We start from the raw sequence: 21,644 nt of genomic DNA, 5'->3' as shown, positions 1-21,644 counted from the left end.
GGGCAGGTAACCGGACGGTCAGTTACCATGGCGTCGTGCCCAGAGACTCCCGAGAGACGAAGAAGCAGCTGCTGAGCGCGGCGACCGAAGAGTTCGCCGCCCACGGCATCGCCGGTGCGCGCGTCGACCGCATCGCCGCGACGGCCGGGTACAACAAGAACCTGATCTACGTGCACTTCGGGAGCAAGGACCAGCTCTTCGACGCGGTCTTCGCGGCGGCGGTCGAGGAGATCGTCGATGCCGCGCCCTTCAACGCCGACGATCTGCCGGGCTACGCGGGCCAGTTGTTCGACTTCCACCTCGCGCACCCGCATCTGATGCGGCTCGCCCGCTGGCACAGCCTGGAGCGCCCGGACGAGGTCCGCGGGCTGCCGATGGTGGAGCACGTGAACCAGGGCAAGCTGCAGTCGCTGGCGGCGGCCCAGGCGGCGGGCAAGGTCGACGCGGGTCTGCCGCCGCGCGTTCTGCTGGACCTGGTCGTCGCGCTGTCGAGCACCTGGAGCGAGGGCACGCCGGAGCCCGTCGGCCCGCTGACCGACCCGGCCGCGATCGCGGCCCGCCGTCACGCGGTGGTGGTGGCGGTCGGCCGCGTGACCCGCCCGCCCGGGCCGAGCGCGTAGCGCCCACGGCGACCGCGGGAAGGTGCCCAGCCCGCGTCACTTCAAGGGGCGTGCTCGAATGTTCGCCGTCGCGCTCGTAGGTTCACCCATACGATGTGTCCAGGTCTTTTTCAGGTCATCCGGCCTCATTACGGTCCTCGCTGCAGCACCGGAATCGGGAGGATCACTTGGCCACGGACATGTCACGGCGGCGTCTGCTCGCGATCGGCGGGGGCGCGATCGGCGCGGCTGCGGCCGGCTCACTGCTGCCGCCGTCCCTGCAGACCGCGCTCGCCGCCGAACCGCCGTCCGGCGGACTGCGGGCGGTCAAGCACGTTGTGATCCTCATGCAGGAGAACCGGTCCTTCGACCACTACTTCGGCAGCCTGCGCGGCGTACGCGGCTTCGGCGACCGCAATGCGATCGAACTCCCCACCGGCCGGCCCGTCTTCGAGCAGCCCGGACCGCTCGGCACCACCGTCCTGCCCTTCCCGGTACGCGACGCCGCCGAGGCGCAGAAGAAGGACCTCCAGTACATCGGCGCACTCGACCACTCCTGGAGCGGCGGCGCCAAAGCCTGGGGCGACGGCTGGATGAACAACTGGATCACCGCCAAGTCGGCCGCCACGATGGCCTACTACGACCGCCGTGACATCCCGCTGCACTACGAACTCGCGGACACCTTCACCATCTGCGACGCGTACCACTCCTCGATCCATACGTCGACGAGCCCCAACCGCAACCACCTGTGGAGCGGCAAGACCGGCTTCGAGGCGGACGGCAGGCGGGCCGTCGACAACGACGCGTACGACGAGGGCACCCACCCCGGCTACGGCTGGGGCACCTACGCCGAGCGCCTGGAGCGGGCCGGCAAGAGCTGGAAGACGTACACCGAGTGGGAGAACTTCACCGACAACCAGGTCGAGTTCTTCACCACCTTCAAGACGATCGCCCGCAAGGCCCTGGCCAGCACCGGCGGCCACACCTTCATGGAGTCGTTCTACGCGGCCGTCCGGGACACGCAGGACGCCGCGGAGCGCGAGCGGCTGCTGGGCCTCCTGGAGGACGGCGTCGCCACCCTCACCAAGGCCGAGCGACGGCTCTTCGAGCGCGGACTGCGGCGTACGCCGACCGGCACGCTCGCCGAGGAGTTCGCCAAGGACGTCGCGGCCGGCACGCTGCCCGCGGTCTCTTATCTGGTGCCTTCAGCGATCGACTCCGAGCACCCGAGCGTCTCCTCGCCGATCCACAGCGCGACGATCGTCTACAAGGTCCTGGACGCGCTCGGCAAGCACCCCGATGTGTGGCGGCACACCGTCGTCCTCATCAACTACGACGAGAACGACGGCTTCTTCGACCATGTGCCGCCGCCCGTCGCGCCGCCCGAGTTCGCCGAAGAGCAGTGGGACGGCAAGCCCACCGGCCTCGGCATCCGGGTGCCGCTGCTCGTCGTCTCGCCCTGGTCCGTCGGCGGCTATGTCTGCTCCGAGGTCTTCGACCACACCTCCGTGATCCGGTTCCTGGAGCAGTGGACCGGGATCGACGAGCCGAACATCAGCGACTGGCGGCGCGCGGTGACCGGCGATCTGACCTCCGCCTTCGACTTCCGGCGCGGCAGGCCGCAGCCGGATGTGGAGCAGCCCGGCGCCATTCCGGCGTTCAGCGGCCGCTGGCAGCCGAAGCCGCCGCGGGTCCAGCGGATGCCGGTCCAGGAGCCGGGGGTCCGGCGCGCGCGGCCGCTGCCGTACCAGCCGGACGCGTACGGCAGGGTCAGCAGCGACGGCAAGGCCTTCACGGTCGCGCTCAGCAACAGCGGCCGAGCGAGCGCGCACTTCGCCCTCTATCCGTACGCGGGTGAGTTCGCCGTCCCGCAGCACAAGGACGTAAGGGGTAAGGCGCAATGGTCGGTGCCCCTTACCGGCGACGCCTACCGCTTCACGATCACCGGGCCGAACGGCTTCCGCCGTGAGTTCGCCGGCAGCGCCAAGGGCGCGGCCGAGGTCACCACGCGGATCGATCATCACGACCGCGATCTTCATCTGGTGCTGCGCAACGACGGCGGCATGACGGTCACCTTCACCGTCCGCCCGCTGGCCTACGTCGACGACCAGGACCTCGCCGACTGGACCCGCTCCATCACGGTCAAGCCCGGCCGCAGCCGTACCGTCGTGCACTCGGCGGCCGACGCGGACGGCTGGTACGACATCGAGGTGACCGCGGACCGCGACGCCGCTTTCCGCCGACGGCTGATGGGCCATATCGAGAACGGGCGACCGAGCGTGTCCGGCTAAGGGGGTGACTCTCGGATCAGGCCGGATCAGTGAGCGGGGTCTGGTGCGTGCAGCTGCAAGGCGGAGGAGGGAGTCATGGCGGAGCCATGGCGACCGACGACAACGCGGCAGATGTGCGTGCCAGGGCACGCGAGCCCGGCAAGATCCGAGAGTCACCCCCTAAGGGCTCCACGTGGCTGTGAGTAACCCCACTTCGACGTGAGTAAGCCCACGAATCGGGCAAACGATCACGTATCTACTGCGAGAGTGTTCCTTCGTAGGTCTTGAGTTCTTTGCGGGCTGTTCCCGATCAAAGATCCACGAACCACCCAGGGAGCAGTTTCGTTGGCAGCCATCGCCCGTTGGTGCATCACGCACCGACTCGTAGCCGTACTGCTCTGGCTGCTCGCATTCGCAGGCATCGCGGCGGCGGCGGGCGTCACCGGATCCGCCTACTCCAACGACTACGAGGTACCGGGCACCGAGTCCGGCCGCGCCACGGCCCTCCTCGAAGAGGGCTTCCACGGCCAGGGCGGCGATGCCGACACCATCGTCTGGCACACCGAATCCGGCAGCGTCCGCGCGGACGCCGTGCGGGAACGCATGGACCGGATGCTCGGCGAGGTGGCCGAACTCGACGGAGTCGCCTCCGTCACCAGCCCCTACGGGACCGAGGGCACCGGCCAGACCAGCGAGGACGGCCGCACCGCGTTCGCGGCCGTCACCTTCCGCGACCAGGCCGACGACATACCCACGGCGCAGATCAAGGCCGTCGTCGCCACGGCCGAGGCCGCCCAGACCGACGCCGTCCAGGTCGAGCTCGGCGGCGGTGCCATAGCTCTCACCGAAGCTCCCGGCGGCCATGTCGCCGAGATCGTCGGCGTGGCCGTCGCCGGCGTCGTCCTCTTCCTCGCCTTCGGCTCGCTCGCCGCCAGCCTGCTGCCGATCGCCACCGCACTCGTCTCCGTCGGCACGGCATACGCGGGCATCGTGCTGCTCGGGCACGTGATGACCGTCGCCGACTTCGCGCCGATGCTCGGACTGCTGATCGGGCTCGGCGTAGGCATCGACTACGCGCTGTTCATCGTCACCAGACACCGCAAGGGCCTCAGACGCGGCCTGCCCGTCGAAGAAGCCGCCCGGAACGCCGTGGCCACCACCGGACGCGCCGTCGTCTTCGCGGGCGCGACGGTCTGCATCGCGCTGCTCGGCATGCTCATCCTGCGGCTCGGCTTCCTCAACGGCGTGGCGATCGCCGCCTGCCTCACCGTCGTGCTCACCGTCGCCGCCTCGGTGACCCTGCTGCCGGCCCTGCTGTCCTTCATCGGCATGCGGGCGCTCAGCCGGCGCGAACGCCGCCGGCTCGACGAGCACGGTCCGGAGCCCGAGCTGCCGACCGGCTTCGCCGCCCGCTGGTCCGCCTTCGTGGAACGCCATCCGAAGCTGCTCGGCATCGTCGCCGCGGTCGTCATGCTGGTGCTGGCCGTGCCGACGTTCTCGCTCCACCTCGGCACCTCCGACCAGGGCAACGGCGCGTCGACGTCCACCACCCGCCAGGCGTACGACCTGCTCGCCGAGGGCTTCGGGCCCGGCGTCAACGGGCCGCTCACCCTCGTCGCGGGACTCGACGGAGCCGACGACCGGCTCGCGATGGACAAGCTGCCCGAGGCGCTGCGCGGGGCCGACGGCATCGCTTCGGTCGGTCCGGTCATGTACAACGGCAGCGGCGACACCGCGGTCCTCACCGTCGTGCCGGACTCCGCTCCGCAGTCGAAGGCCACCAGCGAACTCGTCGACCGGCTGCGCGACGACACCCTGCCCGCCGCGATCGACGGCACCTCCCTGCAGGTCCATGTCGGCGGCGTGACCGCGAGCTACGACGACTTCGCCGAGATCATCATCGGCAAGCTCCCGCTCTTCGTCGGCGTCGTCATCGCGCTCGGCTGTCTGCTCCTGCTGCTGGCCTTCCGCTCGATCGGCATCCCGCTGAAGGCCGCCGTCATGAATGTGGCCGCCGTCGCCTCCTCCTTCGGGATCGTGGTCGCGATCTTCCAGTGGGGCTGGGGCAGCGAGCTCCTCGGCCTCGGCAGAGCGGGCCCGATCGAGCCGTTCCTGCCGGTCATCATGGTCTCGGTGCTCTTCGGCCTCTCCATGGACTACCAGGTCTTCCTGGTCAGCCGGATGTACGAGGAGTGGCTGGAGACCGGCGACAACCGCCGCGCCGTACGCGTCGGCCTCGCCGAAACCAGCCGCGTGATCAACTCCGCCGCCGTGATCATGATCTCCGTCTTTCTCGCCTTTGTGCTCAGCGGTGACCGGGTCATCGCGATGTTCGGCATCGCGCTGGCGGCGGCCGTCGCGCTGGACGCCTTTGTGCTCCGTACGCTGCTGGTCCCGGCGCTCATGCACATGCTGGGCGGCGCGAACTGGTGGCTGCCGCGCTGGCTGGACCGGCGGCTGCCGCGCATCAGCATCGAGACCCCCGAGCACCGCGTGCATGCGAAGATCCCTGAGCAGCGCACGAGCGAGGACGGGCAGCTCGTGCCCTAACGGGCCGTAACCGGCTGGAGGACCAAGGATGTTCGCGATACCCCTCGGCGAGGACGGGGCGGAGCTGCGGCCGCTGGAGCCGTGGCGGGCGGAGGAGTTCCTCGCCCACATGGACCGCGGGCGGGAGTACATCGGCGAGTTCGTCGGGCTTCCCACGGTCAACACCGACCTCGAATCGGCCCGCGCCTTCCTGAAGTCGTACGCCGACAAGCAGGCCGCGGACACCGGGCGGATCTACGGCATCTGGCTGGACGGGACGCTGGTCGGCGGTGTGCTCTTCCGGATCTTCGACACCGCGCTGGAGTACTGCGAGGTCGGCTGCTGGCTGGAGCCGGCCGCGGCCGGCCGCGGCCTGGTGACCCGGGCCATCAGCGAGCTGATCGACTGGGCGGTCGAGGAGCGCGGGATGCATCGCGTCGAGTGGATCGCCGCCACCGGCAACACGGCGAGCATCAAGGTCGCGCAGCGGCTGGGCATGACCAAGGAGGGCGTCCTGCGGGGGGCCTATCCGTACCGGGGCGTACGGCACGACATGGAGATGTGGTCGATGCTGGCACCGGAGTGGCGCAAGCTGCGGGGGCGCTGATCAGGCCGGGGCCGGGGCGTTAAGGGGACTCTCATACGGGCCGCCTAGCGTGCGGCTCATGAACCCCACCGAGACCGAAGAGACCAAAGACGCGACGACCGGGCCTGCCGCGAAGACTCCCGCGGAGCCTGCTGAGTCCGCGACGGACAAGGACGTCGCGGACTCAGCCGGCCTCGACGACGACGCCGAAGACACGGCGGACTCGCCGGAGGACGCCGAGGTGACGCCTGTCGCCTCAGGCCTCGGTGCGGCCGCGGCCGGCGTCGTGTCGGCCGGGCTCGGCGTCGTCGCCCTCAGCGGCAGCTGGGTCGGCAAGGTCGCTTCCGAGCGCCAGACGCTGATCGGGCAGATCAAGACCTCCCAGGGCGGCAACGCCTCCCAGCAGATCTCGGCGATCTACGGCGACGCCTGGCATACCACCGCCCTGGTCAACGGCGTCTTCGCGTTTCTCGCGCTCGTCGTCGGCCTCGTTGTCCTCACCCGGCCGCAGCAGCCGGGCTGGGTACGGGCCTTCGCCGTGGCCGGAGCCGCGCTCGGCGCGCTCGGAGTGCTGTTCTCGATCGGCATGTACTTCGATCTCTTCCTGTCCCTGCCGTCGGCGGGCTCCTAGGGCCTGTCGTCTGGATCCTGCCGGTCTTCCGGATCTTGCCGGGCTCGCGGTGGCCGGGCCGTAAATCCATTGGTGTGCGTCTCGGTCCCGGTGCTGCAATGCGCGGATGGACCGTGACGAGGTACTCGAACTCTTCGACCGCCAGATGCGCCGGATGACCTGCACCGACGGACCGGGAGCGCGGGTCGAGCGGGTCGGCGGCGTGGTGCGGCGCACCGCCGCCGACGGCGACTGGAACGGCGTCGTCTGGTCCGCCCTCGAGGCGGCCACCGCCGACGCCGCCATCGCCGAACAGGTGCGGCACTTCGGCGGACTCGGGCTGGACTTCGAGTGGAAGCTGTACGCGTACGACCGGCCCGGCGACCTCGGCGCGCGGCTGCTCGCGGCGGGCTTCACCCCGGAGCCCGAGGAGACCGTGATGGTCGCCGACGTCCGCGACCTGCCGACCGACGTCGAACTGCCCAACGGCGTAAGGCTCGAAGCGGTCACCGGCCCGACGGGCGTCGACCTCATGATCGAGGTGCACGAGCAGGCGTTCGGCGCGAGTGCGGGGCGGCTGCGCGAACAACTCCTCGCGCAGCTCGCCGAGGCACCGGACTCCATCGCCATGACGCTGGCGCTCGCCGGTGACCAGCCGGTGTGCGCGGCCCGGGTGGAATTCAACCCGGGCACCGACTTCGCCGGCCTGTGGGGCGGCGGCACGCTCGCACCATGGCGCGGCCGCGGCATCTACCGGGCCCTCGTCGCGCACCGGGCCCTGCAGGCCGCCGCGCGCGGCCACCGCTTCCTGCAGGTCGACGCCTCCGACCAGAGCCGCCCGATTCTGCAGCGGCTCGGCTTCAGAGCACTGACCACCACCACGCCGTACGTCTACGAGCACAGCTCCGTCCCGGCCCCCGCGAACGCCTCCTAAGGCCCTGGTGACGGGGGCCTTAGGGCCCGATCGGCGGCAACTCGGCCCGTCTAAGGCCCCCGCCGCCGCGAAGATGCGGCACCCTCCCGATGCGCCGGACCCCCCTGGGAGACGAGATTTGAGGCACGGCAGAAGAGCCGGAGAATCTCACACCAGGGAGCACAAGATGTTCGAGTACGAGATCGCCCACCTGCGCCAGGCCGAGCTGATCCGCGAGGCCGAGCACGAGCGCCTGGTGCGGCAGGCGCGCAAGGCCCGTCGTGCCGCGCGGCGTTCGGCCAAGGATGACGCAGAGGGGCAGGTGAGAAGGCGCGGCGGACACTTCGCACGAGCCGCCTGAGCCGGCGGGCCTCCGGTGATGACCGTCATGTCAATCGCGGGCGCTCCGATGTCAGACCGCTGTGCGATGCTCGGCGACGTGGAGACCAGGTCCGTAAGTCCGGTGTTCGTAGGACGCGCCGGTGAGCTTTCCGCGCTCACCGGCGCGCTCGCGCGTGCCGCCGAAGGTTCCGCAGGAGAGCCGCAGGCGCTGCTCATCGGCGGCGAGGCCGGGGTCGGCAAGACCCGCCTCGTCGAGGAGCTGATCGGCCAGGCGTGCCGGCGCGAAGTCGTCGTCGCGGTCGGCGGATGCGTGGAGATCGGTGCGGACGGGCTGCCGTTCGCACCGTTCTCGACGGCGCTGCGCACGCTCCACCGCCGGCTGCCCAAGGAGCTTGCCGCGGCCGCGGCGGGCCAGGAGGACGAGCTGGCCCGGCTGCTGCCCGAGCTCGGGGAGCGGCACCGCAGCCCGCAGGGCCGGCACGACGAGGAGAGCATGGCGCGCCTCTTCGAGCTGACCGCGCGGCTGCTGGAGCGGATCGCCATGGACCGCACGGTCGTCCTGGTCCTGGAGGACATGCACTGGGCGGACGCGTCCACGCGCCATCTGCTCGCCTACCTCTTCCGCACGCTGCGCCGCGGCCGGCTCGTGGTGATCGCGACCTACCGCTCCGACGACGTGCACCGGCGCCATCCGCTGCGGCCTTTCCTCGCGGAGCTCGACCGGATGCGCACCGTGCAGCGCATCGAACTGACCCGGTTCAACCGCGGCGAAGTCCAGCGCCAGCTGGTCGGGATCCTCGCCGTCGAGCCCGAACCGGCCCTGGTGGACCGCGTCTTCGAGCGCTCGGACGGCAATGCGTTCTTCGTCGAGGAGCTCGCCCGCAGCATCGCCGAGGACTGCCCCAGCGGACTGACCGACTCCCTGCGCGACATCCTGCTCGTACGGATCGAGGCCCTGCCCGAGGACGCCCAACGGGTCGCGCGCATCGTCGCCGAGGGCGGCTCGACCGTGGAGTACGGGCTGCTGCTCGCCGTCGCCCGGCTGTCCGAGGACGACCTCATCGAGGCGCTGCGGGCCGCGGTCGGCGCCAACATCCTGCAGGCCACGCCGGACGGCGACGGATACCGCTTCCGGCACTCCCTGGCGCGCGAGGCAGTCAGCGACGATCTGCTGCCCGGCGAGCGCTCCCGGCTCAACCGGCGGTACGCCGAGGCGCTGGAGGCCGATCCGACGCTCGTACGGGACGAGGAGCGGGCCATGCGGCTCGCCAGCTACTGGTACCAGGCGCACGATCCGGCCAAGGCCCTGCCCGCCGTGCTGAGCGCCGCGGTCGAAGCCCGTCGCCGGCACGCCTACTCCGAGCAACTGCGCCTGCTGGAGCGGGCGATGGAGCTGTGGGACAGCGCACCCGACGACACGCGGTCGGCACTGCGGCCCCTCGACTACGCGGAGGCGTACCCGCCGTGCGGCTGCGACCCCGCCACCACGCCGTTGCGCTTCCTCGACGTGATGGCCGAGGCGTCCGTCGCGGGCCGCCTCTGCGGCGAGCGGGAACGGGCGCTGAAGATCACCAAGCGCGGTCAGCGGCTGGCGGCGGAGGAGGAGGACCCGCTCCGCAGCGCCTGGTTCGCCGTCCAGCGTTCCCGGCTGGTCTCCTCGCTGGGCCGCGGCGACGGCTGGGCGGAACTCGCGGAGGCCCAGGAGCTGGTGCGCGGACTGCCGCCGTCCGCCGTGCACGCGGAGGTGCTCGCCGAAGCGGCCGTGTGGGGCATGATCCACGCACCCGGTCCGGAGAGCCTGGCGACCGCCGAGCGAGCCGTCGAGTACGCCCGGATGGTCGGCGAGGAGGACAACGAACTGCGCGCCCGCCTCACCCTCGGCGGCCTTCTGGTCGACGCGGGCCAGGTCGACGCCGGGCTCACGGAGATGTACGCCGTCAAGGAGCGGGCCGTCGTCCTCGACCTGCCGTCGCTGGTGAGCCGCACGCATGTGAACCTGCCGTCCGTGCTCGAAGGCATCGGCCGTTCGCAGGAGGCCGTGGACGTCCTCGCCGAAGGCATCGAACTCTCCCGCAAGTACGGCCTGTTGGACACCGAGGGCTGGATGCTGGGCAACCTCGCCGAGTCGTACCACTCGCTCGGGCACTGGGACGAGACGCTCAGGGCGGCGGAGCGGGCGCTGCGGATCGGGCTGAGTCCCAAGCCGCTGGGCTATGCGGCCACCCGGCTCGCCACGGTGGCGCTCGAGCGCGGCGACACGGCGAAGGCGGCGGAGTATCTGGCGGCGGCCCACACGCACTTCGGGTGCAAGGACCCGATGCCGCAGAGCTCCCTGCCGCTGGACAGCATCGCGCTCAGCATCGACGCGGCACAGGGGCGGGTGCTGGAGGCCAGGACGACGTTCGAACGCGTCGCGACGGCCGGCTTCCCGCCCGGCACCCAGCGGTTCGCCTGGCCGCTGCTTCGGGCCGCGGCCACGCTGGAGGCCGACACCCGCGGTCTGCCTGCCGCGGACCCGGGCCGCGCGGAGGCACTCGAGCGCATCCGCAAGGCGGCCGGACGGCTGGTCACCGCGGTGCCGGTGTGGCTGGCGCACGAGCGCTGGGTCCGGGCCGAACTGCGGCGCGCGGAAGGCCAGGACACGGTCGCCGACTGGGCGGAGGTCGGCGGGGCGTTCGAGGCGTTGGACCTTCCCTACGATCTGGCGAGGATCCGGCTCCGCTGGGCGGAGGCGCTCCTTCCGTCGGACCGTGCGCGCGCGGCGGAGCTGCTGCGCCAGGCCGCGGAGACGGCTGGGGGCCTGGGGGCGCGTCCGCTGTCCGAGGACATCGCGCTCCTCGCACAGCGTGCGCGGGTTTCGCTGGTGGACGAGCCGACGGGGGAGCCGGCCGCGGCCGACTCCGGGCCGGTGCTCGGGCTGACTCCCCGCGAGGAGGACGTCCTGCGGCTGGTCGCCGCGGGCCGCAGCAACCGGCAGATAGCCGAGGAGCTCTACATCTCGCCCAAGACGGCGAGCGTCCATGTCTCCAACATCCTGGCGAAGCTCGGCGTCTCGGGCCGCGGCGAGGCGGCGGCACTGGCGCATCGCCTGCGGCTGTTCCCGTCCGGGGGCGAACAGATATCGGCCTGAGGCCCGGGCCGAGCTGAGCCGCGGTCCGGGCTTCGCCTCGGCCCCGGCTGAACTCCGGTGCGGGTCGCCTCCGAGTCGGCTGACCCCGGCCGCGGCTGAGCGCCGGCCCGGGTCCGCCCTGGACCGGGCTCCTCGCCTCCGGGCAGGCCCCCACCGCCCGCCCGGCGCCGTGCCCCCACCCGGTCCTACGCCCGTTACTTCACCTCCAGTTCGAGGATCTTGTCGTCGCCCGACTCCGGCGTTCCCCGGTTGTCCGTTTCGCTTGTGACGAGCCAGAGCTTCGAGCCGCCTGCCGACAGCACCGTGCGCAGGCGGCCGTGCTTGTCCGCGAGGAACGACTGGGGCTCCGCCAACGGGGCCGTGCCCGAGAGCGGGATGCGCCAGAGGCGTTCGCCCCGCAGGCCCGCCATCCAGATCGAGCCCGCCGCGTAGGCGATGCCGCTCGGTGAGGCTTCCGCCGTCGTCCACTGGGCCACCGGGTCCACGAAGCCGGACTTGCCGCCCTTGCCCTCGACCTGTGGCCAGCCGTAGTTCTTCCCCGGCTCGATCAGATTGAGCTCGTCCCAGGTGTTCTGGCCGAACTCCGCGGCCCAGAGCCGCTTTTCGGAATCCCAGGCCAGGCCCTGCACATTGCGGTGGCCCCATGAGTAGACGATCGAGTCGGCATCGGGATTGCCGTGCACCGGCTGGCCGTCCGGCGTCATCCGCAGGATCTTGCCGCCCAGCGACTTCCTGTCCTGGGCCAGCCCTGTGTCACCCGTCTCGCCCGTGCCCGCGTAGAGCATCTTGTCCGGGCCGAACGCGATCCGCCCGCCGTTGTGGATCACGCCCTTGGGGATGTCCCGCAGGATCGTGTCCGGCGCGCCCAGTTGCTGGCCCGCCGGCTTCTGTTCGTCGTACAGCATGCGCGCGATGCGGTTGTCCGACTCGGTGGTGAAGTACGCGTACACCTGGCGGTCGGAGGCGAAGTCCGGCGAGATGGCGAGGCCCAGCAGTCCGCCCTCGCCGCCCGGTGAGACTCCCGGCACCGAGCCGATCTCCGTCTTCTTGCCGTTCTCCGCGTCGATGCGGGTGATCGTCCCCTCGTCGCGCGAGGCGACCAGCAGATCGCCGTCGGGCAGCGCGGCGACACCCCAGGGAGACTTCAGGCCCTCGGTGAGCGTGGACACGACCTTCACTGAGCCCTTGGCGGGTGGACCGGTGGGGCTCGGTGAGCCGTTTGCGCCGGTGCCGGACGGACCCGGGGCAGTGGTCGTCGGCGCCTTCTGTCCGACGGGCTCCTTGCCGTCACCGGACGAGCACCCGGCACCGAACAGAAGCAGGGCAGCGGCCAGCACGGCCGTCACAGCAGGACGTTGCACAGTTCTGATCCCTTCGACGGGCGGCTTGAGCTGCCTTACTACTGTTCCTACACCGCTCGCCCCGCTCAGGTTCCCGATCTTCCGAATCGGGTTCCCTTCAGTCCCACGATCCCCGCGCCGCGGGCAGGCCCGCAATCTCAGCCAGATCCCGTCCGGTCAGCGTCAGCTTCGCCGCCCCCGCGTTCTCCACCGCCCACTCCTCGCGCTTGGTGCCCGGCACCGCCACCACATGCCGTCCCTGTCCCAGCACCCACGCCAGCGCCACCAGCCCGGGAGTGATCCCCGGGCCGTGCCGTTCCGCGATCCGCCGCAGGCCGGCCACCACCGGCTGGTTCGCCGCCATCATCTCGGCCGTGAACCGCGGATGCCGCGCCCGTACGTCGTCCGGCTCGAAACCCTGCCCAGGCGTCAGCGTCCCGGTGAGAAACCCGTTCCCCAGCGGCATCGCCGCCAGAAAGCCCACGCCTCGGGACTCGCACCACGGCAGCAGCCGCTCCAGCGCCTTCGGCGACCACGCCGAGAGCTCCGCCTGCACCGCGCTCACCGGGAACACCTGCTGCACCCGCTCCAGCTGCCGGATCGTTCCGTCATACAGATCCGGCGGATCCGGCAGCTCCAAGGCATCCGGCCGACCGCGCCGGAAGGCACGGGCCCCCGCCGCCCCCGCCCCACGCGCCCCCACCGCGCACAGCCCCAGCGCCCGCACCTTCCCGGCGCCGACCAGCTCCGCCATCGCGCCCCAGGTCTCCTCGACCGGCACCTCGGGATCGGCGCGGTGCAGCTGATAGAGGTCGATCACATCGGTCTGCAGCCGCCGCAGCGACGCGTCGCAGGCCCGCCTCACGTATCCCGGACGCCCGTTGGCGACCACATGCTGATCACCGACGAGCAGCCCGACCTTCGTCGACACGAACGCCTCCCGGCGGCGCTCCTTCAGCGCCCGTCCGACCAGCAGTTCATTGGTGAACGGCCCGTACATGTCAGCCGTGTCGAGCAGCGTCACCCCGGCGTCCAGCGCCGCGTGCACCGCCCGCAGCGACCGGTCGCCGCGCTGCTGGGAGCTGCTGTACGCCCAGCTCATCGGCATGCAGCCGAGCCCGACCGCGCCCACCGCCAGAGCCGCCGCACCGATTGTCCTGCGCTCCACCTGCCGTACCTCTCCTCGCCGCGACGTCCTTCGCCAGGCCCTCCTTCCGGATCTTGCCGGGGTGATCCGAAAGAAAGGCGCTCGGCCGCAGCTCAAACTAACCAATCCGCGCCACCCACCCGCGTTCAGCCTCGTGGCTATTAGCCTCCTGACCATGACTGCAGACGTGTGGCTCCCCATTCCGGCCGACGAGATCGACGGCCTTCCCGCGCCCGCCGAATCGGGTCTCAACTACCGCTTCTGGGACGGCGGTCCCGACTTTCCCGCCGACCCCACCGACTGCGCCTTCTACACCGTCCCGTATCTGAAGGGCATGGAGGTTGCCGTCCGCCCGCTGGCCGCGCTGACCTCTGTGCAGGTTGTCCAGACCCTCTCCGCCGGCATTGACCATGTCGAGCCGGGCCTCGACTCGCTGCCCGCCGGCGTACGCCTGTGCAATGCCAAGGGAGTCCACGAGGCATCGACCGCCGAGCTCACGCTTGCCCTGATCCTCGCCTCGCTGCGCGGCATTCCGCGCTTCGTGCACGGCCAGGACAAGGAGGAATGGCGGGGCGGTTTCTACCCGGCGCTCGCCGACAAGTCGGTGCTGATCATCGGTTACGGGTCGATCGGCGAGGCCATCGAGGACCGGCTCGCGCCGTTCGAGTGCGCGCGGGTGGCGCGCGTCGCGCGCTCTGCGCGTGCAACGGAGCGCGGCGCAGTGCGCGCACTCACCGAACTGCCCGCCCTGCTCCCGGACGCCGATGTCGTGATCCTTTCCACGCCGCTCACCGGGCAGACGAAGGGCCTGGTGAACGCGGAGTTCCTGAGCCGGATGAAGGAAGGCGCGCTTCTGGTGAATGTGGCGCGCGGCCCGGTCGTCGACACCGAGGCGCTGCTCTCCGAGGTCGAGAGCGGACGTCTGACCGCCGCGCTCGATGTCACCCACCCGGAGCCGCTGCCTGCGGGCCACCCGCTGTGGCACGCTCCGGGCGTACTCATCAGTCCTCATGTCGGGGGCTCCACATCGGCGTTCCTGCCGCGCGCCAAGCGGCTGCTCGCCGCCCAGCTCACCCGGTTCGCCGCAGGCGAGCCCCTGCGCAACGTCGTGCTCACCACTGAATAACCGCAGCTCCTCCACTGTGAAAGCACTGTGTGAAGTCGCCTTATTGCAGTGAGTACAGATGATATCGAGGTCGGTCACTGTGCGTAGAGGGGCTATGTCCCTGAGTGACGATCCTGGTGTATCGTCCCGACTTGGGGGCTGCGCCGGGCAAGGGGCGGTGCGGTGACGCGACCTGACTGCCGATCAGACTTCGAGGGGGGCGACGGGCGATGCACTGCCTATGGACGAACGATCCGACGCGGCGGGGGCGCCGACGACGACCCTCGCGTGCTCCGAACCGGGTTCCCTGCCGGGCGGCGAACCCGGGCTCGAACCGGGTGCCGAGGCGCCGCGGAGATCCGATGCCGATGCTGCGCGAGGTGCCCCGGTGAGCGCCCAGGGAGCGCTCATGGCCCGCCAGGCGGTATCCGACAGCGGCGCCGGGCTGCGCTCCCGACTCCTGCTGGCCGGCGTCATCGCCGCGTACGGCGTCGGCGCGTCCCTCGGCTGGGGCTCGCCGGAACTGGCCCTGATCATGGGCGACTTCGGCCTGAGCGCCGCCGCGGGGGTCGCCGCAGTCTCCTGCTTCCTCTACGCGCGCTCCGGCAAGAGCCGTTTTCGCCCCGCCTGGCTCCTGTTCGCCCTCTCCTCCGCGATGGCCTCGGTCGGCAACTCCATCTGGGGCTGGTACGAGGTGGTGCTGCACCGTGAGGTGCCCAGTCCCTCCGTCGCCGACCTGTTCTTCCTCTGCTTCGCCCCGCCCGCGATCATCGGCCTCCTCGTCCTCGCCAAACGCCCGGTCACCAGGGCCGGTTGGGTCTGCCTCGCCCTCGACGCCTGGCTGATCGGCGGCTCGCTGCTCACCCTCTCCTGGAGTCTGGCGCTCGCCCACACGGCGCACGCGCAGGGCGCGCGCGTGGCCCCGGCGGCGCTGTCGCTCGCCTATCCGCTGCTGGACATCGTGCTGGTCAGCATGGTGCTCGCGCTGCACTTCCGGCGCTCGGCCACCAACCGCTCCGCCATCAACACCGCCATCGCCGCGCTCGCCCTGACCGTTCTGTGCGACGCGCTGTTCACCTCGCCGCTGCTGCGCGAGAACTACCGCTCGGGCCAGCTGCTGGACGCCGGCTGGTTCGCCGGCTCGCTGCTGCTCGCCTACGCGCCCTGGGGCGCCCGCCACACGATCGACACCGCCAGACCCAGACCCCCGCGCGGACTGCGTCACACCAGCCGCCCGGTGGCGGGCTCGCTGGCCGCACTCACGCCGTATCTCGCCGCCGCGGTCTGCACCCTCGGCATCCTCTACAACGTTGTCGAAGGCCGCCGGGTGGACCGTGTCGTCGTCCTCACCGGCTGTACGGTCGTGCTCGCGCTGGTCGTGCGGCAGGGCATCATGCTCCTCGACAACATCGCCCTCACCCATGAACTGGCGCAGAAGGAGAACCACTTCCGCTCGCTCGTCCAGGGCTCCAGCGATGTCATCATGATCGCCGCGCCGACCGGGATACTGCGCTACGTCAGCCCCGCCGCAGCCGGTGTCTACGGCCGCGAGGCCGAAGAGCTCATCGGCTCCGAGCTGGCCTCTCTCATCCATTCCGAGGACCTCGGCCGAGTCGTCCACGAGGTGCGCCGGTTTCTGGCCGCCCGTCCCGCCGAGGAGCCGACCACCAGGATCGAGTGCCGCTTCAAGTCGGGCAGCGGTGACTGGCTCAATGTGGAGTCCACCGTCAAGCGCCACCAGGGCGGGCTGATCTTCAACAGCCGCGATGTCACCGAACGGGTGCGGCTGCAGGCACAGTTGCAGCACAACGCCGAGCACGACCCGCTCACCGACCTGCCCAACCGCGCCCTGTTCACCGAGCGCGTCCGCCAGGCGCTCACCGGGCGTCGCGCGGGCGATCCCGGCACCGCCGTGCTCTTCATCGACCTCGACGGCTTCAAGGGCGTCAACGACCGGCTCGGCCACCAGGTCGGCGACGAACTGCTGATTCAGGCGGCCCGCCGGCTGGCCGATTCCGTACGGTCCGGGGACACCGCCGCCCGGCTCGGCGGCGACGAGTTCGCGGCCCTGATCCTCGGCGACGGCGGCCGCGACCGGTCCGCCCGCGAGTACCAGGTCCACGAGATCGCCGACCGGCTGCGCCTGACCCTCTCCCAGCCGTACCGCATCGACGGCCATGAGGTGCGCGTGGCCGCGTCGATCGGTGTGGCCTTCGCCGAGCCTTCGATCAGCCCCAACGCGCTGATGCGCAACGCCGACCTCGCGATGTACCGCGCGAAGGCCGCCGGCAAGAACCGCGTCGAGCTGTACGCACCGCAGATGCAGGCCGATGTGGTGCGCCGCACCGAGCTCGCGGCCCGGCTGCGCAGCGCGCTGCACGAAGGCGAGTTCGCGCTGCTGCACCAGCCCGTGGTGAGCCTGTCCACCGGCCGGATCGCCGCCGTGGCCGCCCAGGCCCGCTGGCGCTCGGCCCAGGGCATCCTGTTCACGCCCGCCGAGTTCCTGCGGGTCGCGGACAACGCGGAGTCCCAGGAGGGCCCCCGCACGGCCGAACTCGGCCGGTGGCTGCTCGAGGAGGCCGTGGAGCAGGCGGCCGAGCGCAGCAGGCTGGGCCACAGCGTGCCGGTCTCGGTCCGCCTCTCCGCCCGTCGACTGCTCGACAAGTCGATGCCGCTCGGTTCGATCGAGGCACTGCTCACCCGGCACGAGCTGCCGTCCGGAGCGCTGATCATCGAGCTGGCCGACAGTGACCCGCGGATCTCCTTCGACGAGCTCGAGCAGCGCCTCGTCGCGCTGCGCAGGCTGGGAGTGAAGATCGCTCTCGACGGCTTCGGCAGTGGCTACGCCGCGATCAACGCGCTGCGCAGGCTCCCGGTCGACGTACTGAAGCTCGACCGCGGTCTGGTCGAAGGCGTCGTGGAGTCGGCCAGGCTGCACAAGATCACCAGCGGGCTGCTCCGTATCGCCTGCGACTTGGGCATGCAGTCGGTCGCCGACGGTGTGGATGTGCCGGAGCAGGTGCTCGCGCTGCGCGCCATGGGCTGTACGCACGGCCAGGGCATGGCCTTCTCCGGAGCGCTGGACGAGTACCGGCTGCGGCGGGCGCTGGTCCGTGACGAGTTCCCGGTGCCCGGCGGAATCGCGTTGCCCGTGCTGACGGGAGGTGTGTGTGCCGCCCGTAACGGCTCAAATAATGAGACGCGCGTCCCACCCACTTGACAGTGGTGGCGCGCCGGGGGGAGGGTCTGTGCCATGCGCACCCGAATTCTCGTACTTGGAACGCGCGTCGGCTGAGCAGGGCCGCACAAAGGCCCTGCAGACCCCTCCCGACGCGCTCCCCTCGCTTGCCTCACGGCACGAGGGGTTTTTTGTTGCACCGGATCGTCCCAAACCCTCGCAAAAACCCTCAGCTTCGAGAAGAGAATGCCGATGACCGAGCAGGCCACCGGGGCCCACCATCCGCAGCCGCGGGCCCGTACCGGCGGACACCAGAACGCTGCAGTCGAGCACGTCACGGGCGCGCAGTCCCTCATCCGCTCTCTCGAGGAAGTGGGGGCCGACACGATCTTCGGCATCCCCGGCGGCGCCATCCTCCCCGCGTACGACCCGATGATGGACTCCACCAAGGTCCGGCACGTCCTGGTCCGCCACGAGCAGGGCGCGGGCCACGCCGCGACCGGCTACGCACAGGCCACCGGCAAGGTCGGCGTCTGCATGGCCACCTCGGGCCCCGGCGCCACCAACCTGGTCACCCCGATCGCCGACGCGCACATGGACTCCGTGCCCCTGGTCGCGATCACCGGCCAGGTGGCCTCCAAGGCGATCGGCACCGACGCCTTCCAGGAGGCGGACATCTGCGGCATCACCATGCCGATCACCAAGCACAACTTCCTGGTCACCAAGGCCGAGGACATCCCGCGCACCATCGCCGAGGCCTTCCACATCGCCTCGACCGGGCGCCCGGGCCCCGTTCTCGTCGACATCGCCAAGGACGCCCTGCAGGCGCAGACCACCTTCAGCTGGCCGCCGCAGACCGACCTGCCCGGCTACCGGCCGGTGATCAAGCCGCACGCCAAGCAGATCCGCGAGGCCGCCAAGCTGATCACCCAGGCCAAGCGGCCCGTCCTCTATGTCGGCGGCGGCGTGCTCAAGGCCAACGCCACCGCCGAGCTGAAGGTCCTCGCCGAACTCACCGGAGCGCCCGTCACCACCACCCTGATGGCGCTCGGCGCATTCCCCGACAGTCACCCGCTGCACGTGGGAATGCCGGGCATGCACGGTGCGGTCACCGCCGTCACCGCGCTGCAGAAGGCCGACCTGATCGTCGCCCTCGGAGCCCGCTTCGACGACCGTGTCACCGGCAAGCTGGACAGCTTCGCGCCGTACGCAAAGATCGTCCACGCCGATATCGACCCGGCGGAGATCGGCAAGAACCGCACCGCCGACGTGCCGATCGTCGGCGACGCCCGCGAGGTCATCGCCGATCTGGTCCAGGCCGTCCAGGCCGAGCACAGCGAGGGCAACACCGGCGACTACAGCGCCTGGTGGAAGGACCTCAGCCGGTGGCGCGAGACCTACCCGCTCGGCTACGACCAGCCGACCGACGGCAGCCTCTCGCCGCAGCAGGTCATCCAGCGCATCGGTGAACTCGCCGACCCGGACACCATCTACGCGGCGGGCGTCGGCCAGCACCAGATGTGGGCCGCCCACTTCATCCGGTACGAGAAGCCCGCGACCTGGCTGAACTCCGGCGGCGCCGGGACGATGGGCTACGCGGTCCCGGCCGCGATGGGCGCCAAGGCCGGTCAGCCGGACCGGATGGTCTGGGCGATCGACGGCGACGGCTGCTTCCAGATGACCAACCAGGAACTGGTCACCTGCGCGCTGAACAACATCCCGATCAAGGTCGCCATCATCAACAACGGCGCACTCGGGATGGTCCGCCAGTGGCAGACCCTCTTCTACAACCAGCGCTACTCCAACACCGTGCTGCACTCCGGCCCCGAGGACGGCGTCGCGGTGGAGGGCAAGTCCAGCGGCGGCACCCGCGTCCCGGACTTCGTCAAGCTCTCCGAGGCCATGGGCTGTCACGCCATCCGCTGCGAGTCGCCGGACGACCTCGACAAGGTCATCGCCGAGGCCAATGCCATCAACGACCGCCCCGTCGTGATCGACTTCATCGTCCACGAGGACGCCATGGTGTGGCCGATGGTCGCCGCCGGCACCTCCAACGACGAGGTCATGGCCGCCCGCGGCGTCCGCCCCGACTTCGGCGACAACGAAGACGACTGAGAGCAGTAGGAAGAGGTACGACGAACATGTCCAAGCACACGCTCTCCGTCCTGGTCGAGAACACGCCAGGCATCCTCGCCCGGATCGCCGCGCTGTTCTCCCGCCGAGGCTTCAACATCGACTCGCTCGCCGTCGGCGTGACCGAGCACCCCGACATCTCCCGCATCACCATCGTGGTCAATGTCGAGGACCTGCCGCTGGAGCAGGTGACCAAGCAGCTCAACAAGCTGGTCAACGTTCTGAAGATCGTCGAGCTCGAGCCGGGCGGCGCGATCCAGCGCGAACTCGTTCTGGTGAAGGTCCGCGCCGACAACGAGACCCGCTCCCAGATCGTCGAGATCGTCCAGCTGTTCCGCGCCAAGACCGTCGACGTCTCGCCCGAGGCCGTGACGATCGAGGCCACCGGCGGTGCGGACAAGCTGGACGCCATGCTCAAGATGCTGGAGCAGTTCGGCATCAAGGAGCTGGTCCAGTCCGGCACGATCGCCATAGGGCGCGGCGCCCGCTCCATCACGGACCGGTCCCTGCGTGCCCTGGACCGTTCCGCCTAGCGAGACCCCACCCCTTCCGCACACCGTCCCGCCGTACGGTGGGTCGCAACAGCGTCATTCCAACGACGTGCACACCAAGGAGATGTCCCAGTGGCCGAGCTGTTCTACGACGACGACGCCGACCTGTCCATCATTCAGAACCGCAAGGTCGCGGTCATCGGCTACGGCAGCCAGGGCCACGCCCACGCGCTGTCGCTCCGTGATTCCGGCGTCGACGTCCGCGTCGGTCTGCACGAGGGCTCCAAGTCCAAGGCCAAGGCCGAGGAGCAGGGCCTGCGCGTGGTGACTCCGGCCGAGGCCGCCGCCGAGGCCGACGTCATCATGATCCTGGTCCCGGACCCTATCCAGGCCCAGGTCTACGAGGAGTCGATCAAGGGCAACCTGAAGGACGGCGACGCGCTGTTCTTCGGCCACGGCCTGAACATCCGCTTCGGCTTCATCAAGCCGCCGGCCGGTGTCGACGTCGCGATGGTCGCCCCGAAGGGCCCGGGCCACCTGGTCCGCCGGCAGTACGAGGAGGGCCGCGGCGTTCCGTGTATCGCGGCCGTCGAGCAGGACGCCACCGGCAAGGGCTTCGAGCTGGCGCTCTCGTACGCGAAGGGCATCGGCGGCACCCGCGCCGGCGTCATCAAGACGACCTTCACCGAGGAGACCGAGACCGACCTCTTCGGCGAGCAGGCCGTGCTCTGCGGTGGCACGTCCGCGCTGGTCAAGGCGGGCTTCGAGACCCTGGTCGAGGCCGGCTACCAGCCGGAGATCGCGTACTTCGAGTGCCTCCACGAGCTGAAGCTGATCGTGGACCTGATGTACGAGGGCGGCCTGGAGAAGATGCGCTGGTCGGTCTCCGAGACCGCCGAGTGGGGCGACTACGTCACCGGTCCCCGCATCATCACGGACCAGACCAAGGCCGAGATGAAGAAGGTCCTCGCCGAGATCCAGGACGGTACGTTCGCCCAGCAGTGGATGGACGAGTACCACGGCGGTCTGAAGAAGTACAACGAGTACAAGACGCAGGACGAGAACCACCTGCTGGAGACCACCGGCAAGGAGCTGCGCAAGCTCATGAGCTGGGTCGACAACGACGAGGCGTGAGCGACGGGCCGGGGGCCGGGACAACAGCGTCCCGGCCCTCTGCCGCAGCCGCCGGACCGGACGTCACGCCCTCGGGCGACTCGGCCGCCGTGTCCGACGCCGCTCCAGCGCTTCTCCACTCTGTCCAGCCACGGACG

At 70.5% G+C, this 21,644-nt stretch carries 14 protein-coding genes and 1 pseudogene; 13 read left to right on the top strand and 2 right to left on the bottom strand.

The genetic code is table 11. From position 1 onward, the window contains the following. Positions 1-35 precede the first annotated feature (35 nt). The 8 genes from ACH4YL_RS07465 (at position 36) to ACH4YL_RS07430 (ending at position 10,979) form a co-directional block, all read left to right on the top strand. On the top strand, positions 36-620 hold the full coding sequence (locus ACH4YL_RS07465; protein ID WP_398505729.1) for a TetR family transcriptional regulator: 585 nt from the start codon (positions 36-38) through the stop codon (positions 618-620). A gap of 167 nt (positions 621-787) precedes the next feature. Next, complete coding sequence (locus tag ACH4YL_RS07460) at positions 788-2,890, top strand: phosphocholine-specific phospholipase C (protein ID WP_398505727.1); 2,103 nt, start codon at positions 788-790, stop codon at positions 2,888-2,890. A 324-nt stretch (positions 2,891-3,214) separates the two neighbouring features. Next, positions 3,215-5,419, top strand: a complete 2,205-nt coding sequence (locus tag ACH4YL_RS07455) for an MMPL family transporter (protein WP_398505725.1) — start codon at positions 3,215-3,217, stop codon at positions 5,417-5,419. Positions 5,420-5,447: 28 nt separating this feature from the next. Then, positions 5,448-6,005: a GNAT family N-acetyltransferase gene (locus ACH4YL_RS07450; protein WP_398505723.1), complete on the top strand. Its 558-nt coding sequence runs from the start codon at positions 5,448-5,450 to the stop codon at positions 6,003-6,005. 58 nt (positions 6,006-6,063) lie between these two features. Continuing rightward, positions 6,064-6,615: a hypothetical protein gene (locus tag ACH4YL_RS07445; protein ID WP_398505721.1), complete on the top strand. Its 552-nt coding sequence runs from the start codon at positions 6,064-6,066 to the stop codon at positions 6,613-6,615. Between the two features lie 106 nt (positions 6,616-6,721). After that, positions 6,722-7,528, top strand: a complete 807-nt coding sequence (locus tag ACH4YL_RS07440; protein ID WP_398505719.1) for a GNAT family N-acetyltransferase — start codon at positions 6,722-6,724, stop codon at positions 7,526-7,528. A gap of 166 nt (positions 7,529-7,694) precedes the next feature. Further along, complete coding sequence (locus tag ACH4YL_RS07435) at positions 7,695-7,868, top strand: hypothetical protein (protein WP_398505717.1); 174 nt, start codon at positions 7,695-7,697, stop codon at positions 7,866-7,868. A 48-nt stretch (positions 7,869-7,916) separates the two neighbouring features. Then, positions 7,917-10,979 carry an AAA family ATPase gene (locus ACH4YL_RS07430; RefSeq protein ID WP_398505715.1) on the top strand — a complete coding sequence of 1,021 codons (3,063 nt, stop codon included), beginning with the start codon at positions 7,917-7,919 and terminating at the stop codon, positions 10,977-10,979. Between the two features lie 194 nt (positions 10,980-11,173). Here the strand turns inward: ACH4YL_RS07430 and ACH4YL_RS07425 are convergent, their stop codons facing one another. Both ACH4YL_RS07425 and ACH4YL_RS07420 read right to left on the bottom strand, forming a co-directional pair. Further along, a complete protein-coding gene (locus ACH4YL_RS07425) occupies positions 11,174-12,340 on the bottom strand; it encodes a PQQ-dependent sugar dehydrogenase (RefSeq protein ID WP_398505713.1) in 1,167 nt (388 codons plus the stop codon). A 97-nt stretch (positions 12,341-12,437) separates the two neighbouring features. Further along, the gene (locus ACH4YL_RS07420) at positions 12,438-13,487 is read right to left on the bottom strand and encodes an aldo/keto reductase (protein WP_398505711.1); all 1,050 of its coding nucleotides are present in this window, start codon (positions 13,485-13,487) and stop codon (positions 12,438-12,440) included. Positions 13,488-13,641: 154 nt separating this feature from the next. Here ACH4YL_RS07420 and ACH4YL_RS07415 point away from each other — a divergent pair, with 154 nt between their 5' ends. From ACH4YL_RS07415 to ilvC, 5 genes and pseudogenes are all read left to right on the top strand, one after another. Beyond that, positions 13,642-14,592 carry a 2-hydroxyacid dehydrogenase gene (locus ACH4YL_RS07415; RefSeq protein ID WP_398505709.1) on the top strand — a complete coding sequence of 317 codons (951 nt, stop codon included), beginning with the start codon at positions 13,642-13,644 and terminating at the stop codon, positions 14,590-14,592. 367 nt (positions 14,593-14,959) lie between these two features. Continuing rightward, entirely contained in the window at positions 14,960-17,791 is a 2,832-nt protein-coding gene (locus tag ACH4YL_RS07410; RefSeq protein WP_398505707.1) for a putative bifunctional diguanylate cyclase/phosphodiesterase, read from the top strand. A 204-nt stretch (positions 17,792-17,995) separates the two neighbouring features. Then, on the top strand, positions 17,996-19,864 hold the full coding sequence (locus ACH4YL_RS07405) for an acetolactate synthase large subunit (RefSeq protein ID WP_398505705.1): 1,869 nt from the start codon (positions 17,996-17,998) through the stop codon (positions 19,862-19,864). A 26-nt stretch (positions 19,865-19,890) separates the two neighbouring features. Further along, a complete protein-coding gene (gene ilvN, locus ACH4YL_RS07400; RefSeq protein WP_108152758.1) occupies positions 19,891-20,415 on the top strand; it encodes an acetolactate synthase small subunit in 525 nt (174 codons plus the stop codon). Between the two features lie 75 nt (positions 20,416-20,490). Beyond that, positions 20,491-21,507: pseudogene (gene ilvC / locus ACH4YL_RS07395) on the top strand (ketol-acid reductoisomerase); the annotation flags it as partial. Positions 21,508-21,644: the final 137 nt, after the last annotated feature.

The organism is Streptomyces sp. NPDC020681, from assembly GCF_044334895.1.
GTDB lineage: Bacteria > Actinomycetota > Actinomycetes > Streptomycetales > Streptomycetaceae > Streptomyces.
The sequence above is the reverse complement of the archived record's forward strand: the minus strand, read 5'-3'. Positions and strand labels throughout refer to the sequence as shown.

Excerpts from the sequence above, each read along its gene's own strand:
- ACH4YL_RS07450 (WP_398505723.1), top strand. The coding sequence starts at position 5,448 with ATGTTCGCGATACCCCTCGGCGAGGACGGGGCGGAGCTGCGGCCGCTG.
- ACH4YL_RS07445 (WP_398505721.1), top strand. The coding sequence starts at position 6,064 with ATGAACCCCACCGAGACCGAAGAGACCAAAGACGCGACGACCGGGCCT.
- ACH4YL_RS07440 (WP_398505719.1), top strand. The coding sequence starts at position 6,722 with ATGGACCGTGACGAGGTACTCGAACTCTTCGACCGCCAGATGCGCCGG.
- ACH4YL_RS07435 (WP_398505717.1), top strand. The coding sequence starts at position 7,695 with ATGTTCGAGTACGAGATCGCCCACCTGCGCCAGGCCGAGCTGATCCGC.
- ACH4YL_RS07430 (WP_398505715.1), top strand. The coding sequence starts at position 7,917 with ATGTCAGACCGCTGTGCGATGCTCGGCGACGTGGAGACCAGGTCCGTA.
- ACH4YL_RS07415 (WP_398505709.1), top strand. The coding sequence starts at position 13,642 with ATGACTGCAGACGTGTGGCTCCCCATTCCGGCCGACGAGATCGACGGC.
- ACH4YL_RS07405 (WP_398505705.1), top strand. The coding sequence starts at position 17,996 with ATGCCGATGACCGAGCAGGCCACCGGGGCCCACCATCCGCAGCCGCGG.
- ilvN (WP_108152758.1), top strand. The coding sequence starts at position 19,891 with ATGTCCAAGCACACGCTCTCCGTCCTGGTCGAGAACACGCCAGGCATC.